The organism is uncultured Roseibium sp., assembly GCF_947499295.1.
Taxonomy (GTDB): Bacteria; Pseudomonadota; Alphaproteobacteria; order Rhizobiales; family Stappiaceae; genus Roseibium.
In genome coordinates, this window is the sequence record NZ_CANMNP010000007.1 from 130,030 (window position 1) to 145,282 (window position 15,253).

A 15,253-nucleotide genomic window follows, 5' to 3' on the forward strand; every position below is an offset into this window, starting at 1 on the left:
CAATGGGTGTTTCCAAATACTGCCTTCATCGCACGGCTAAAAACGGGACTTTCCCGATCAAAGAAAGGCCTTTAGCTGCAGCGCAAGCTGTTCCGTTTCGGTCAAGTCTTTCCCGCCCACAAGGATGTAGCGAAAGGATCCGTCGTGCCAGGCGGTTGTCGCCAGACCATGAAGCATTTCAGACGAGGCAACATCCGGACTGCCGGCCCCGGTGCCCGTCGTAATGCAAAGCGCAAACGGTCGTCCATCGTCGGCCTGATAGACAATCTGGATCAAGGGTTCGTCGTCAAGGCCAAGCACCTGAACGCGTGCCAGACTGAGCGAAGCAGGCGCATCAAGGCCTTGCCGCTCCAACGGGCGGCCGAGCGTATCGACAGCCGCATCGAGTTGTCGTTCGAGCGTTTCAGCGGACGCGGTGGTGAGCCGCACCGTTTCGGCGACATAAAGTGACTGGTATTGCGCAATGCGGCTTCTCCAGTCTTCAGGGGCCGGCCGGCCGAACCACATCACGCCACTTCCCAGAAGCACGCCCAATAAGAGCACAGCTGCCAACCTGGACCATTGCAACGAGCTTGCCTTCTCCTGGAGCGTAAAGGGAGCAGATCGCTTCAAGTCCAGTAGAACATGATCGCCAGGAACAGCCTTCATGGCATTTCGAACCGGCGTGGCGACAGGGTCCAGATCCATCACACGCGCCTCCAGATCCTGATCGATGCGCATGGTTTGCTCGATCTCGGCAGAACGTTTTTCATCTAGCCGGCCATCCAGAAAGGCCAGCAAATCCTGATCTGAATAGGTCATCGCTTCTCCTTCCTTTGATCAAAACTCGGCGTTTGCGTGAACTTTTTCAGGGCTTTGCGCGCGGCGTGCAAACGGCTCATGATCGTGCCGATAGGAACATCCAGGATCGTCGCGGCTTCCGAATAGGTGAATTCCTGTACAAAGACCAATTCCACCGCACTGCGCTGAGCGTCCGGCAGCGCCATCACCCGCTCGATGATTTCCTTGGCGAAAAGATTGTGTTCAACGCCCGGAGCAATATCAGGAATGAGATCCGCGTCGATCGTCGCAAAGACCTTGTCTTGCCGTGTCGCTCGACTGCGCAATTCATTCAGCCAGATCGAACGACAGATTTGCAAACACCAGCCTTCGAAACTTCCGGAAAATCGAAACTGATCTGCCTTTTCCACCGCACGCAAACAGGTCGACTGCGCAAGGTCGTTCGTCATGTCGACGTCACCGGTCAGACTCAATCCAAACCGCCAGATTGATGGCAGTGCATTTGGCAACAAGTCCCTGACTTCTTTTGGCTTCATCCGCTCTCCCAACACGCCGGCGGTTTGGAGACCGCCGGCAGGTCGGTGATCCCTACTCTACGGTAATCTTGATGACATCAGAATAGACCGGAGGATTGTGCGGAATGTGATTGAGGTCGCCAAGCACGAGTTGCAATGTATGTTCGCCCGGCGCGAGCTCCAGCACCGTTTCAGTCTGACCACCGCCATAGTGAATATGGTTCTCATCGGCTGGAATGTTGTAGACGAACTCGTCTTCGCCATCTTCACCCTGACCAATCGGTGCTCTGTTGATCAGCAGATGATGGTGACCGGTGTTGTCTTTTTCGATGCCGGCCGGCGCAATACCCATGCCCGACAATCCGAACACAACTTTGACAGGACCCTTTATCGTGGCGCCGTCTTCAATGTTTACAAAATAAACCTTCGCGTCCGGACTGGACGGGGTCTCTCCTGCAAGGGCTTGGGTGCAAGCCAGGCTCAAGGCAATGGCAGCGGATGCAAAAACAGTCTTCATGGCGCTTCTCCCTTTGAAAATTTACATCACGTAGATACACGACGATCGAAATTATTCATTGTGCTTCAGAAAAAAGTTTGAGGGCTTTGCGATATCATGCATCTGAGCAACCTGAATTGGACAGTCCGGTGCAATCAGTAAGCGCTCAGGCCGCCCGAGTGAAGCGACAGGAGCAAAGCCCTTTCGGGCCAGGTTTCCCGCCCGCCTCTGGCTCTTATCTCTTTCAGTTGCTGACGCGCGCCTTCAATGTCGCCGCGTTTCGCAAGTCCCATTCCATAGTAGGAGCGCGCAAGCAGATTGTTCGGGTCCGCAACAAGTGCAGCAGCATAGTATGACTTGGCGCTGTTCCAGTCTCCGGTCTTGCGGGCGATAAATCCCCGATATGTCAGCACCCTTGCGTCGGACTGATCGGTCATTGCATCCAGTGCTCTTTGAGCGCTCTCAAGTCTGCCCGCGTAAGCCAATTCACGCGCTGCCCTGAACCGATCGAGGTCGCTGAAGAGACTTGCTTTCATCTCGGCGCAGCTTTCAGACCCTTCGTCCCAGGCAGTCCCGTCAGGACATTTTGTTGAAGTCGGCGTCGGTTTCGGAGGCTTCTCTTCGTCTTCAGGCAAGACCGCAAATGCAGGATTTGCAATCGTGGTCAAGGCAATTGCGATGGCAGCAAGCTTCTTCATTTCATACTCCAGGTTTTATCGATGTAACGCCTTGCAAGAACCCGGCAACAACGCCAGCCTTGTTTCCCTAGGCATCTCCTGGCAAAAAGCACAGGCCGACTTGTGTTCCTTGCGTCATTTTGCTGAATGGCTCAGATCATTCGATCTCTGCTCTCGGAATCGCTCTCACCTTGCCTATATGCTTGTTTCAGAGTTTCCGCCGTTTCTTGATCAACAGGCAATCATGACTGCAAAACCACCGCTTTTCCACTTTGACAACTCTTATGCCCGCGAACTTGAAGGGTTTTACGTAGCCTGGAAAGGAGCCCAGGTCCCCTCACCCAAGCTGGTTTTGTTCAATGACCGTCTGGCAACCGAACTCGGCCTCAGCCCCAACGAGCTCAAGGGCCCTACGGGTGCCGCGATATTTGCGGGAGCCGACAGTCCCGAAGGCGCAAGCCCGTTGGCTCAGGTTTATGCAGGCCATCAGTTTGGGGGCTTTTCTCCTCAACTTGGTGACGGCCGCGCACTGCTTCTGGGCGAACTGGTCGACCGAGAAGGCATAAGACGGGACATGCAGTTGAAAGGCTCCGGCCCGACACCCTTCTCGCGCGGGGGGGACGGCAAGGCGGTCATCGGCCCGGTATTGAGAGAATACATCATGGGCGAAGCAATGCACGCACTCGCCATTCCAACGACGCGCGCTCTTGCAGCCGTAACCACAGGCGAAACAATATTCCGCGATGGTCCCAAACCCGGCGCTGTTTTAACACGCGTTGCCGCCAGCCATTTGCGCGTAGGCACGTTTCAGTATTTTGCCGCAAGAGGCGAAACCGAAAAGGTTCGTCAGCTCGCAGACTATGCAATATCCCGACACGATCCGGATCTGAGGGGTGCAGAGGACAAGTACCTGAAGCTTTTCCGGCGTGTCGTAGAACGGCAAGCCAGCCTGATCGCGCACTGGGTTCTGGTCGGATTCGTGCATGGGGTCATGAATACAGACAACACCACCATTTCCGGTGAGACCATCGACTACGGCCCATGCGCTTTTATCGATGCCTATGATCCCGCTGCGGTGTTCAGTTCCATTGACCACGGCGGCCGCTACGCCTTTGGAAGGCAACCAGTCATTGCCCAGTGGAACCTTGCCCGGCTGGCAGAGGCGATTCTGGCGCTGATTGAGCCCGATGACCTCGACAAGGCCGTCACGCTTGCAGCCGACGAACTCGCTCGCTTTCCGGACATCTACGGAAAATTATGGCTTTCAGGCATGCGGTCAAAGCTTGGGTTGGTCAAGGACGCGGAAGACGATCAGGACCTGATTGAAGAACTGCTAAGCCTGATGAAAGACCAATCCGTCGACTACACTGTGTTCTTCCGCCGGCTCGCCGAGACCGCCGAGGGGAAGGCAGATCCAGCGGCGGCACTTTTTGAAAACACCGGCGCGTTTGTCACATGGCACAACAGATGGCTGAGGCGATTGCAGTTGGAGGACGCGCAAACTGCCGGCCTCAAGGACCGGATGAATGCGGTCAATCCTATCTATATTGCTCGCAACCACATGGTCGAAGCGGCTCTCTCGGCAGCCGAAGGCGGCAACTATGACCAGGTTGAGCAGTTGCTTGACCTTCTCTCAAGACCATTTGAGGAGCGTCCGGGATTTGAAGCCAATGCGTTGCCTGCACCTGAGGACTTTGGTCCTTACCAGACATTTTGCGGTACGTAGTCTTATGAGCGCTGAAGCAATTACATCCCAGAAACGCGCTCAACCAGAAACATCATCTCGCGGTCCATCTCTTCTCCACTGAGGCCGACAAATCGAGCTTCCAGACCGATGGTGACGAGCCCGTGAACTGCAGCGAAGCAGGTACGGGTTCTTGCCGCAAGAACATCGCCTTCAAGCTCCGGATTAAGTGCCTTGAGCGGGACAGCTATGAATTCCAACAGTGCGATGTTTTCAAGAATATGCTCTTCCGGAACCGCTTTGCCCTCCGGCAGCCGGTGCGCAAAAAGCGTCGTCCATAGATTTCGGTTCTCACGCGCAAAATCGAGGTAGGTCTGCGCCAGAACCTTCATTTGAAACATCGGATCAACCGAACCCTCGAGCGCTTCCGACATCCTCTCTCGAATGCGTCCGAGCGTAACGGAATTGACCGCGAGCAGGAGTTCGTCCTGATCGGCATAGTGTTTGTAGACCGAGCCAACCGAATAGCCTGCTTCCGCGGCGATCTTCCTTATGTTCACAGCATCCAGACCGCCAGCCTCGACGGCGCTGATGGCAGCTTCCAAAACGCGGCGATGCGTTTCTTCGCTCTTTGCTTTTTGCAATCCGGCCACTATGAGTTTTCTCCGCAAAAGTGAACTTAGTTCATTTTCTTCTTGACTTAACTGAGTCTCTGTGGCTTTGTCAAATAATGAACACTGTTCACTTTTATGGAGGCAGCATGTTTGAGGAACCAATATTGCAAATGAGAGCACTCTTCACGGCATGTGCTCAGGTCGCTCTGACCCTGAACAACCGCGAAGAAGCCGCAAAATTGCGCATCCGGCTGGAACACGCAAAATCCGAAAAACTGCTGATCAACATCAATCAGCCCGAGCAATCCTAACCAAAATTCGTTCAAGTGGGGTGCCGCAAACAGCCGCCCCGCAGGAGAAGATAATGCAAAAGCCATTGATGACTTCCCGGCGGTTTGCGCCGCTCTTTTGGACCCAGTTCGTTGCAGCGTTCAACGACAACTTCCTAAAAAACGCACTCGTGTTTCTGATCCTGTTCAATGTCGCCGGTTCGTCCGCAGGCAACTCGGGTGCCCTGATTGCCTTGGCCGGCGCAGTCTTCATCGCTCCGTTTCTGGCGTTCTCAGCAATTGGCGGTGAACTGGCCGACCGATATGACAAGTCCAGGATCGCCCGCATCACCAAGCTGGTGGAAATTGGCGGCGCAGGACTTGCCGTCACTGGGATGGCCCTGAGCTCTCTTCCGATCCTGTTTTCAGCTCTCTTCGTTTTCGGGGCAATGTCCGCCCTCTTCAGCCCCGTCAAGTACGGGCTTTTGCCGGATCACCTTCCAGCAACCGAGCTGCCACGAGCAAACGCCTGGATAGAAGCTGGAACCTTTCTGGCCATTCTCGGCGGAACCATATCGGCCGGTCTTGTCTTCGCAACGGGTGCGCCCGTCATGTTGTTCGCACCGGTCATGATCGCATTGGCCGTAGCCTGTTATGGTTTGAGCCGCCTGATACCATCAACACCGGCAGCGGCACCCGATCTCAAGATCGACTGGAACGTTGCCACGTCTACCTGGCGTGTCCTTGCAGACCTTGTCGCTGACAAGCGTCTTATCCGCGTCGCACTTATGAATGCCTGGTTCTGGCTGATCGGTGCCTTGATCCTGGCCATCCTGCCGCTGATGGTAAAATCTTTGCTTGGTGGCGGTGAAGTTGCGGTCACCTATTTTCTGGCCGTATTTGCAGTTTCCATCGGAATTGGCTCAGCCATCGCCGCCTGGCTGCTTGCCGGACGCGTCGTCCTGCTGCCGGTTCCGGTCGGCACACTCCTGTTGGCTGTTTTTTGCCTGGATACGGCACTTACCTTGAACGGAGTGTCTCATTCGCTGCCGGCCGCAACACTGGGCGAATTCATTGCCCGCGAAGGCGTCTTGCGCCTGTCCATTGATATGGCAGGCCTTGCCATCTCTGGAGCATTCCTTGCGGTTCCAACTTTCACCGCACTGCAGACCTGGTCTGATCCGGACTGCCGGGCACGCAGAATTGCAGGTACCAATGCGCTGGGCGCGGCGATCATGACGCTTGGCGGCCTGACGCTTGCCGGTGCGCAGTATTTTGGCGCTTCTGTACCGACGATCCTCCTTTCCCTGTCTGCGCTCAACTTGTTCGCCGCGATTGCTATGCTGATGTTCCTGCCGACCAACCCGATGCGGGATGCGGTTTCGATACTCTATCGTTCAGTATTTCGTGTGGAGATTTCCGGCCTCGAGAACCTTGAAAAAGCAGGGCCGGCTCCCGTTCTTGCCCTCAATCACGTCAGCCTTCTCGACGCCGGCCTTGCATTGACCCTGAGCGACAAGACCCCAACATTCGCTATCGACTACGACATCGCCAAGCGCTGGTGGGTGCGACCCTTCTTGCGGCTAGCCAACGCATTGCCGATCAACCCGTCAAAACCGATGGCGACACGAGCGCTGATCAGAACCGTTCAGTCAGGCGAGCCACTTGTGATCTTTCCGGAAGGCCGCCTGACGGTCACCGGCTCCCTGATGAAGGTTTACGACGGAGCCGCAATGGTAGCCGACAAGACGGGGGCGATGATTGTGCCCATCCGCATAGAAGGCCTTGAGAAAACTCCTTTCTCCTATCTGAAACCCGACCAGATCCGCAAACGACTGTTTCCGAAAGTGAAGGTGACGATCATGGAACCGAAACGCCTTGAACTGTCCGAAGACCTGAAGGGCCGCAAACGCCGTGCAGCGGCAGGTGCTGAACTCTATCAGGTGATGTCAGGTCTAATGTTCGAAACCAGTCTGTCGCAAGACAGCACGATCCTTGACCGGGTCATCGAAACCGCCAGAGAGCGCGGATATTCTCAACTTGCCGTCGAGGATCCGCTGAGCGGCAAGCTCAGCTACGGCAAACTCCTGACGGGCGTTTCCGTTCTGGCGCGAAAGATTGCAAAGCTGACACGAGGCGAGACCACAGTCGGGATCATGTTGCCAAACGCCAACGGTTCGGCCGTGACCTTTCTTGCTGCTCAATCGGCCGGCAAGGTCCCGGCAATGATCAATTTCACCGCTGGACCGAGCAACGTTTTGTCGGCGTGCCGGACAGCAAACGTCAAAACCATTCTTTGTTCGCGCACTTTTGTTACTCAGGCGAGATTGGAAAACCTCGTTGAGCAGCTCTCTCCTCATGTCCGCTTCATCTGGCTTGACGAAGTCAGGAAAGAGATCACGCTCCTCGACAAAGTCAGAGGTCTCGTCACGAAGACCCGTCCTGTGGTCACACGGCACGCCAACGATACAGCCGTTATTCTGTTCACATCCGGTTCGGAAGGAGAACCGAAGGGCGTGGTGCTGACGCACAGAAACATTCTGGCCAATGCGACACAGGCTGCCGCCAGGATTGATTTCACCCCGTCCGACAAGGTTTTCAATGTCTTGCCGATGTTTCACTCATTCGGCCTGACCGCCGGCACAATTCTGCCGTTGATCTCGGGAGTACCGGCATATCTTTACCCGTCTCCCCTGCACTACCGCATCATTCCGGAGCTTATCTACGGCTCAAACGCAACGATCCTCTTTGGGACCGATACCTTCCTGAACGGTTATGCCCGGACTGCCCACGCCTATGACTTCCGTTCGCTGCGCTATTGCTTTGCAGGTGCGGAGCCAGTCAAGCCATCGACACGCGAGACCTATCTTGAGCGCTTCGGCTTGCGCGTTCTGGAGGGCTATGGTGTTACGGAAACCGCACCTGTCATTGCGATCAACACGCCCATGTTCAACAAACCGGGCACGGTTGGCAAGCTGATGCCGGGCATGACTGCAAGGCTTGAGCCAGTACCAGGTGTTGAAAGTGGTGGGCGCCTGCTCGTATCGGGCCCAAACGTGATGGTTGGATATCTGAGATCTGACAACCCCGGCGTGATCGAACCGCTCGTCGATGGATGGCACGACACCGGAGACATCGTCGACATCGATCAGGACGGTTTCATTACCATCAAAGGACGCGCAAAACGCTTTGCCAAGATTGGCGGTGAAATGGTCTCTCTCGCCGCCGTTGAAGCGCTGGCTGGAAAGATCTGGCCGGATCATCTGTCGGCTGTTGCAGCAATCAAGGATCCCCGCAAAGGAGAGAAGCTGATATTGGTGACCGAAAACCCCGACGCAACAAGGTCCGCTTTTATCGAAGTTGCCAAGTCAAACGGAGCTCAGGATCTGATGATACCGGCGGAAGTTCGTGTGGTGTCGAGAGTTCCGGTTCTGGGGTCAGGCAAACTGGATTTTGCCGGTGTTTCAAAGCTCGTTGCAGACGGTTCAAACGCATCCAAGGCCGCCTGATCGATACAGCATCCCGTCAAACGGCGGGATGCTTGCCGACCTACCGGAAGTTCGCGCTTACTTCCTGGAAACTCAAATCATTTCGCCCTTGCTCCGATCCGGTTCAAACGACTAGTCTCGCAACTGTCTGCTCCAGGTTCGGAGCGCTGTTGTCGATTTGAGGAATGAGATTGCCATGTCCACACCCGCGTATGACGATCAAAACGTCTTTGCAAAGATCCTTCGAGGTGAATTGCCAAGTCACAAGGTCTATGAGGACGATAAGACGCTGGTGATCATGGACATCATGCCCCGTGGTGACGGCCATATTCTGGTGATCCCGAAGAACCCGTCACGCAACATTTTTGACATCGCAGAAGAAGACCTGAACGCTGTCATGGCAACGGTTCAGAAAATGGCGCGCATTGTGATCAAGGCATTTGCTGCGGATGGAACAACAATCCAGCAATTTTCCGAACCTGCAGGCGGTCAAGTAGTCTTTCACACACATGTCCATGTAATTCCCCGTTTCGAAGGCGTCTCCTTACGACCCCACACCGGCGATATGGCGGACAATGACGTTCTTGCTGCTCAGGCGGAGAAAATCAGGGCAGCGCTCTCCTGATTGCCCATTCAGCCAACGGGGTTCCAACGGGCTTTGCCCGCCTTTTCACCTTTCAGCGCACTGAAGTTCTGCCTCTTCTCAACAGGGATGGTACTTATGTGCCCTCCTGGACCGGAATTCAAACGCCGCCCCAATACAGGCTAGCCTACGAGTATGCAGCCAAGCACATGAAAGAACATGGCTTGTGCGACGGCCGGACACCACCAGTCTGGACCTTTGAATCCCGGGAGGACGATCTTGAGTTGCTGGCGGCAAGCCTCCTCTCAGAGCACGAGTTCAACGAATTTGAATACGTGACGTTGGAGCTGGTTGTCCCGGAGAACCAGCTCCTGCGTTCTTCCTATGGCCATTGGTGCGAACTTCTATTTCAATCCATAGAGACGGGACGGATCGAGGATGACGGCTCCTGGCTTTGTGTGAACGGGCAACTAGACGATCAATCACCAGGTTCCATCCAGACGTTGATACCTCACATCAGGAAAGAGTGGATCAGAAAAGTCGAACCATTGGAAATCAACCCGGAAATGTATTAGCGAATTCGTTTCTGCCAATCAGGCATCGATCAGTCCAAGCCCGCCTGGACCGCTGCATCTTCCTGTTCTTTAGCGAGGTTCTGATCCTCCTGAAGCACCTTGACGGGTGCGGGACGCTCGAAATAGCGTTGCGTGAAGTCTTTGAATTCATCAAATTCAGGAACAATACCGAACATCATTCCCCAGCGCAGTCCCACAGCCCAAAGCACATCGACCGCTGTCATGCGTTCGCCAAGCACATATGGGCCTTTCGCGAGCTGCGCCCTCATGTTCTCCATCACCGTATCGAAACTGCCATAGGGTGACATGACCTGTGGCGGCTCTTCCCGTTTGAGTGCGCGGTCCACCAGGGCGGGCTCAAAACAGGAGGCCATGTGAACGAACCATCTTAAGTAAGGACCACGGCGCCGATCATCCAGCGCCGGAGTTAATCCCTTCTCCGGAAACAGATCGGCCGCATAGATGTAGATCGCAACCTGTTCTGTGATCACTGCGTCACCACTGCGCAAAGCAGGGACTTTGCCGGATGGATTCACTGCCAGATAACTGGGCTGGCGGTTCTCACCAAGTTTGAAGTTCAGAACATTCAGCTTGTAAGGTGCGCCCAGTTCCTCAAGGAGTACACGCACCCCGGTCGCCCGGGTTTGTGGTGCATAGAAGAGTTCCACTTGGTCGGCCATTCCGGTGTTCTCCTTCTTGCTGAAACACGGAGTGTGCCCAACCTATGGTATCAAGCTCCATGAGCAGCTACAGCAAAAAAGTGTGCGAAACCGGTGGCTAGAAAAGATCGAGTGCTGTCCACCCCACGAGCAGAAAGGCCTCTGCCACCAGAACTCCCACGACCACGCGCTGACGGGAAATGAGAAAGGCGGTAAAGCCGAACACTGTTGCCGCGAGGCGCAGCCACATCGGAGTCTCAGCGAGAATACCTTGCGGAAAAAGGATCAGTTTGGAGATGAGCCCGGCAACGAGCGCCGTCGCGACACACCTCACCCAAATCAGAAGCTCACCATCTTCACGCAATCGTCCGCCGGCGAAAACACCGAGCCAGCGCCACACGTCCGTTGCAAGCCAACCGGCGACCAGGATCATGAGAAAAGGCCACCACCAGGTATCCGCATAAGCTCCGCTGCTCATGAGACCGTCCATCACGACAGTCCCCGTCGCCAGATACGTGTGGCCAGATACGCCAACGTGCCACCCATCAATCCGGTCCAAAGAAGATCAAGCCCTGGCAGGGATATGAAAAAAACCGGACCGAGCACCAGACCGGCCACCATGGCCGCCTTGTCTGCGTTCAATCTTGCAGCGCCCCAGAGCGAGCACAGAAAGTAGACTGGCGTCAATAAAAACAGGGCCCCGGCCACAACGTCCGGAAGCCGCTCGACAAGCAAATAGGCAATGCCCGTCAACACAAAGACAAAGGTGGAAATCGAGCTGCCGAAGCCAACGAAGAAAGGCAGTCTCGCCTCTCTTGGGAGTTCCGGCAGGTGTTTCATGGCATAGACCCAGGCCGTGACCGCAACGAAGTGTGATGCGATCAGAAGCTGCCAGTTCTTGGTTTTACCTTGGACTTTGATGATCGGCATCAGCGCCATTGTCATCGGCATCAGCCGAACGGAAGCAAGCGCCACGGCAATGCCTGCCGGGACAATACCCATGCCGGAAGACAGGGCGCCGGTCAAAACCACCACAGATGGCAACGCCCAGATAAAACCAGTCATTGCAAGGGTTTCCAGCAATGTGAGGCCCGTCTCGCGGGCCAGTCCGGCATATCCGACAAATGCTGCCGTCAATATGAACGCAGGTATGGAGATTGCTGCACGCGCACCACGGGCAAACCATTTCCTCGAGGATATGGCTTCACTTTGCTCAGACTGTTTTTCAGAAGCGCCGTTTGGCGAGGACATGAACGTAGACCAAAACGAAATTCGTAAGGAGACCTTATTTTCTGATCCTCTTCCCGCGAAATGTCAACGCGCCGCCACAACCGGCTCTGTTCGATATTGACATGTTCCTGACAAGCAATTTCTCTGGTTCAACAATTGGCAAATTACCTCGACTGGACTGAGCTTGATGTCAGACCTCTCAAAAGACTTCTGGTTAAATCGGTGGCTAAAAGGGTTGCGTCTCGCCGACCACGTTTACAACGACGCATCAATCAGATGGGGAGAGTTGATTGAACCCAGCGTTGATCCAAGGCCGCATCCGTTTAACGACACTCTGCGCATCGCCGTAATCGCAAGCTTGCCAGTCGGTTTTCTGACGCTCAAGACACTGCTGACCTACGCGCGCCATTATCCAGCACAGCTGCACATTTCATGCCTTTTGACGGATGACCCACTAAATCAGGATGCCAGAATCAGTGCACGCAAGCGCATTTGGCACCTATATCCTCAAGACCTGCAACGCGAGCTTGAGAGAGCTACGATCAGAACCGCCCTGACAGCAGGTATACCTGTTTATACCGGCGACATAAAACAAGACTGGTTTCGTGAAACACTGCGAGACCTGAAGCCCGATGCGGTTCTGTGCTGCGGCTTCGGCCAGTTGATCGACAAACCTTTCCTGCGCATACCGAACCTCGGTGTCTACAACTTTCACCCGTCTGACCTCGCCAGCGGACACGGTGCCGGTCCAGCGCCACATGAAGATGTAAAACAACGAAATGCACACACGACGCGTTGGACGGTCCATTTGATGAACGAGGAAATCGATGCCGGGCACATTATTGGCACCTCTCCTCCAATCAACATTCGTCGAAGCGACGGAGAGTTTCCGGACAATCCTATAGATTTTTACAGCAAACTCACGGACGGGCTCGACCACCTGGTTTATCACACAGTCAAATGCCTCATCGAATGGCATGCGCACGGGCAGACAAAGCCTATGAGATCAATCAATTTTGAGCAGCTCTTCACGCCGGAAATCAAGGCGCGCATGATGAAGCCGATCGCTGACTTTCCGGATGTTGTGTTCCCAGATCCGACTTTGTTTGCCGAAGTCTGACCAGCGCAGCATCCAACACGCCGTGCATCTTGAGTTCGATGGCCTATGGCCAAAAAGAGAGCCCCAGCAGTTGCCGGGGCTCTTCAAGCTTGGAAAAGTTGATCAGTCCGCCAACGGCACCTTGGGCACCAGGCTCTTCTTCGAAGAACCACCTTTGCCGGACGACGACGCCTTGCTGTCCTTGCTGGTTCCCGCCGATTTGGCCGGAGCTTTGCGCTTGCGCTTAGGGCGCGGCTTGGGCTCGGTCTTGGCTTTGGTCTTCGGCGGTGTCGCTCGCTCCTCGACGCTTTCAAGGAGCAGACCCTTGCCGTCTTCCGATACCGACACTTTGACCATGCCGCCTTTTTTCAATTTGCCGAACAGCACCTCATCGGCGAGCGGTCGTTTGATATGCTCCTGAATAATTCGACCCAGAGGTCGAGCTCCCATCCGGTCGTCATATCCTTTAGTCGCCAGCCATTTCACGGCCTCGTCTGTCAACTCGAACGTCACGTTGCGATCTGCGAGCTGGACTTCCAGCTGCATGACGAACTTTTCGACGACTTTGTGGACGACCTCGATCGGCAAGTTGCCAAACGGTATGATCGCGTCCAGGCGATTTCGGAACTCAGGCGTGAACAGCTTGTTGATCGCCTCAGTGTCATCTCCTTCTCGCTTCACGCGATTGAAGCCGACAGGCATCTTGGCCATGTCCGCGGCACCCGCATTCGTCGTCATGATCAAGATGACATTGCGGAAATCGACCTGTTTGCCATTGTGGTCGGTCAATTTGCCGTGGTCCATGACCTGCAGCAGAATGTTGAAAAGATCCGGGTGGGCTTTCTCGATCTCATCCAGCAGCAGCACGCAATGCGGATGCTGATCGACGCCATCGGTCAGCAGACCGCCCTGATCGAAACCGACATAGCCTGGCGGTGCACCGATCAAACGGGAAACCGTATGCCGTTCCATATACTCCGACATATCGAAACGGATCAGCTCAACCCCAAGCGATGATGCCAGTTGTCGAGCGACTTCCGTTTTGCCGACACCCGTCGGTCCGGAGAACAAGTAACTTCCGATCGGTTTGTCCGGTTCGCGAAGCCCCGCTCTAGCCAGTTTGATCGCCGAAGCCAGGGTTTCAATCGCATCATCCTGCCCATAGACGACACGTTTCAGGTCCTTGCCGAGATTCTCAAGAACTTCAGCATCATCCTTGGAAACGGACTTTGGCGGGATCCTTGCCATTGTGGCGATGGTGTTTTCGATTTCCTTCACACCAATGGTTTTGCGCCGCCGCGCTTCCGGCACGAGCATTTGAGACGCGCCTGTCTCGTCCAGAACATCGATGGCCTTATCAGGAAGCTTGCGATCGGAGATGTATTTTGCTGAAAGCTCAACAGCCGTCTTGATGGCATCGTTGGTGTAGCGAACCTTATGGAAATCCTCGAAATAAGGCTTCAAACCCCTAAGAATATCGATTGCGTCGGGTATCGACGGTTCGTTGACATCGATCTTCTGGAACCGCCGCACAAGTGCCCTGTCCTTTTCGAAGAACTGGCGATACTCCTTATAGGTCGTTGACCCAATGCAACGGATCGCCCCGGATGCGAGTGCCGGCTTGAGAAGGTTGGACGCATCCATGGCCCCTCCGGATGTGGCACCTGCCCCAATCACCGTATGGATTTCGTCAATGAACATGACGGCGCCCGGATAATCCTCGATTTCCTTGACCACTTGCTTCAGGCGTTCTTCGAAATCGCCGCGATAGCGCGTTCCGGCAAGAAGCGAGCCCATATCCAGTGAAAAGATAGTCGCGTCCTTAAGAACATCGGGCACATCACCATTGACGATACGATGGGCCAATCCTTCCGCGATCGCGGTTTTGCCTACACCGGGATCTCCCACAAACAGCGGATTGTTCTTGGATCGCCGGCACAATATCTGGATCGTGCGTTGAATTTCGCTGTCTCGTCCTATCAGCGGATCGATTTTGCCACCGGTTGCCTTGTCATTGAGATTGACGCAATAAGCTTCAAGCGCATCGGTTTTCTGGCTCGATTTCTTGTCCGTTTCCGCGCCCGGCAACACATCTTCTTCTTCCGCGCCTTCCACAGGTCTGGCTTCGGACATTCCGGGGCGTTTCGCGATACCATGTGAGATATAATTCACCGCATCGTAACGCGTCATATCCTGATCTTGCAGGAAATAAGCCGCGTGGCTTTCCCGTTCCGCAAATATTGCGACCAACACATTTGCGCCCGTGACTTCTTCGCGTCCAGAAGACTGCACGTGTATCACGGCACGCTGAATGACCCTCTGAAAACCAGCGGACGGTTTGGAATCATCGTCACTGTCAGTAACGAGATTGTCCAATTCAGTTTCGATATATTCCAGGAGGTTCCTGCGAATCGTATCCAGGTCGACATTGCAGGCCCGCATGACGGCCGCAGCATCCTGGTCATCGAGCAACGCCAGAAGGAGATGCTCGAGCGTCGCATATTCCTGCTGGCGCTCGTTCGCGAATGCCAGAGCCTGGTGAAGGGCTTTTTCAAGACTGCGTGAGAAGGAAGGCACGTGCGTT

15 protein-coding genes are annotated in these 15,253 nt (G+C 54.9%); 6 read left to right on the plus strand and 9 right to left on the minus strand.

Features of this window, described 5'->3' with window-relative positions:
- Positions 1–57 precede the first annotated feature (57 nt).
- From Q0835_RS13045 to Q0835_RS13060, 4 genes are all read right to left on the minus strand, one after another.
- Positions 58–801: a hypothetical protein gene (locus tag Q0835_RS13045; RefSeq protein ID WP_298961801.1), complete on the minus strand. Its 744-nt coding sequence runs from the start codon at positions 799–801 to the stop codon at positions 58–60.
- Positions 798–1,316: a sigma-70 family RNA polymerase sigma factor gene (locus Q0835_RS13050; protein ID WP_298961804.1), complete on the minus strand. Its 519-nt coding sequence runs from the start codon at positions 1,314–1,316 to the stop codon at positions 798–800. The genes Q0835_RS13045 and Q0835_RS13050 overlap by 4 nt, the downstream gene beginning before the upstream one ends.
- 52 nt (positions 1,317–1,368) lie before the next feature.
- Positions 1,369–1,812 carry a DUF4399 domain-containing protein gene (locus Q0835_RS13055; protein ID WP_298961806.1) on the minus strand — a complete coding sequence of 148 codons (444 nt, stop codon included), beginning with the start codon at positions 1,810–1,812 and terminating at the stop codon, positions 1,369–1,371.
- 134 nt (positions 1,813–1,946) lie between these two features.
- Positions 1,947–2,489 (minus strand): tetratricopeptide repeat protein, encoded by a 543-nt coding sequence (locus Q0835_RS13060; RefSeq protein WP_298961809.1) that lies wholly within the window; start codon positions 2,487–2,489, stop codon positions 1,947–1,949.
- Between the two features lie 223 nt (positions 2,490–2,712).
- On the opposite strand from Q0835_RS13060, the gene Q0835_RS13065 reads away from it, so the two are divergent.
- Complete coding sequence (locus Q0835_RS13065; RefSeq protein WP_298961811.1) at positions 2,713–4,194, plus strand: protein adenylyltransferase SelO; 1,482 nt, start codon at positions 2,713–2,715, stop codon at positions 4,192–4,194.
- 20 nt (positions 4,195–4,214) lie between these two features.
- On the opposite strand, the gene Q0835_RS13070 is transcribed toward Q0835_RS13065, so the two are convergent.
- Entirely contained in the window at positions 4,215–4,805 is a 591-nt protein-coding gene (locus Q0835_RS13070) for a TetR/AcrR family transcriptional regulator (RefSeq protein ID WP_298961813.1), read from the minus strand.
- Positions 4,806–4,912: 107 nt separating this feature from the next.
- On the opposite strand from Q0835_RS13070, the gene Q0835_RS13075 reads away from it, so the two are divergent.
- The 4 genes from Q0835_RS13075 (at position 4,913) to Q0835_RS13090 (ending at position 9,681) form a co-directional block, all read left to right on the plus strand.
- Positions 4,913–5,077 (plus strand): hypothetical protein, encoded by a 165-nt coding sequence (locus Q0835_RS13075; protein ID WP_298961815.1) that lies wholly within the window; start codon positions 4,913–4,915, stop codon positions 5,075–5,077.
- Positions 5,078–5,130: 53 nt separating this feature from the next.
- Complete coding sequence (locus Q0835_RS13080; protein ID WP_298961818.1) at positions 5,131–8,544, plus strand: acyl-[ACP]--phospholipid O-acyltransferase; 3,414 nt, start codon at positions 5,131–5,133, stop codon at positions 8,542–8,544.
- Between the two features lie 175 nt (positions 8,545–8,719).
- Positions 8,720–9,148, plus strand: coding sequence for an HIT family protein (locus Q0835_RS13085; RefSeq protein WP_298961821.1), 429 nt, complete (start codon positions 8,720–8,722; stop codon positions 9,146–9,148).
- 98 nt (positions 9,149–9,246) lie between these two features.
- Positions 9,247–9,681, plus strand: a complete 435-nt coding sequence (locus Q0835_RS13090) for a hypothetical protein (protein ID WP_298961824.1) — start codon at positions 9,247–9,249, stop codon at positions 9,679–9,681.
- Between the two features lie 29 nt (positions 9,682–9,710).
- On the opposite strand, the gene Q0835_RS13095 is transcribed toward Q0835_RS13090, so the two are convergent.
- From Q0835_RS13095 to Q0835_RS13105, 3 genes are all read right to left on the minus strand, one after another.
- Positions 9,711–10,361: a glutathione S-transferase family protein gene (locus Q0835_RS13095; RefSeq protein WP_298961827.1), complete on the minus strand. Its 651-nt coding sequence runs from the start codon at positions 10,359–10,361 to the stop codon at positions 9,711–9,713.
- A 97-nt stretch (positions 10,362–10,458) separates the two neighbouring features.
- Complete coding sequence (locus Q0835_RS13100; RefSeq protein ID WP_298961830.1) at positions 10,459–10,818, minus strand: AzlD domain-containing protein; 360 nt, start codon at positions 10,816–10,818, stop codon at positions 10,459–10,461.
- A gap of 11 nt (positions 10,819–10,829) precedes the next feature.
- Positions 10,830–11,591: an AzlC family ABC transporter permease gene (locus tag Q0835_RS13105; RefSeq protein ID WP_298961833.1), complete on the minus strand. Its 762-nt coding sequence runs from the start codon at positions 11,589–11,591 to the stop codon at positions 10,830–10,832.
- A 166-nt stretch (positions 11,592–11,757) separates the two neighbouring features.
- On the opposite strand from Q0835_RS13105, the gene Q0835_RS13110 reads away from it, so the two are divergent.
- Positions 11,758–12,690: a formyltransferase family protein gene (locus Q0835_RS13110; RefSeq protein WP_298961835.1), complete on the plus strand. Its 933-nt coding sequence runs from the start codon at positions 11,758–11,760 to the stop codon at positions 12,688–12,690.
- Positions 12,691–12,792: 102 nt separating this feature from the next.
- Here Q0835_RS13110 and clpA read toward each other — a convergent pair whose 3' ends face one another.
- Positions 12,793–15,246: an ATP-dependent Clp protease ATP-binding subunit ClpA gene (clpA, locus tag Q0835_RS13115; RefSeq protein WP_298961837.1), complete on the minus strand. Its 2,454-nt coding sequence runs from the start codon at positions 15,244–15,246 to the stop codon at positions 12,793–12,795.
- Positions 15,247–15,253 lie beyond the last annotated feature (7 nt).

Excerpts from the sequence above, each read along its gene's own strand:
- Q0835_RS13045 (WP_298961801.1), bottom strand. The coding sequence starts at position 801 with ATGACCTATTCAGATCAGGATTTGCTGGCCTTTCTGGATGGCCGGCTA.
- Q0835_RS13050 (WP_298961804.1), bottom strand. The coding sequence starts at position 1,316 with ATGAAGCCAAAAGAAGTCAGGGACTTGTTGCCAAATGCACTGCCATCA.
- Q0835_RS13055 (WP_298961806.1), bottom strand. The coding sequence starts at position 1,812 with ATGAAGACTGTTTTTGCATCCGCTGCCATTGCCTTGAGCCTGGCTTGC.
- Q0835_RS13060 (WP_298961809.1), bottom strand. The coding sequence starts at position 2,489 with ATGAAGAAGCTTGCTGCCATCGCAATTGCCTTGACCACGATTGCAAAT.
- Q0835_RS13065 (WP_298961811.1), top strand. The coding sequence starts at position 2,713 with ATGACTGCAAAACCACCGCTTTTCCACTTTGACAACTCTTATGCCCGC.
- Q0835_RS13075 (WP_298961815.1), top strand. The coding sequence starts at position 4,913 with ATGTTTGAGGAACCAATATTGCAAATGAGAGCACTCTTCACGGCATGT.
- Q0835_RS13080 (WP_298961818.1), top strand. The coding sequence starts at position 5,131 with ATGCAAAAGCCATTGATGACTTCCCGGCGGTTTGCGCCGCTCTTTTGG.
- Q0835_RS13085 (WP_298961821.1), top strand. The coding sequence starts at position 8,720 with ATGTCCACACCCGCGTATGACGATCAAAACGTCTTTGCAAAGATCCTT.
- Q0835_RS13095 (WP_298961827.1), bottom strand. The coding sequence starts at position 10,361 with ATGGCCGACCAAGTGGAACTCTTCTATGCACCACAAACCCGGGCGACC.
- Q0835_RS13100 (WP_298961830.1), bottom strand. The coding sequence starts at position 10,818 with ATGAGCAGCGGAGCTTATGCGGATACCTGGTGGTGGCCTTTTCTCATG.
- Q0835_RS13105 (WP_298961833.1), bottom strand. The coding sequence starts at position 11,591 with ATGTCCTCGCCAAACGGCGCTTCTGAAAAACAGTCTGAGCAAAGTGAA.
- Q0835_RS13110 (WP_298961835.1), top strand. The coding sequence starts at position 11,758 with ATGTCAGACCTCTCAAAAGACTTCTGGTTAAATCGGTGGCTAAAAGGG.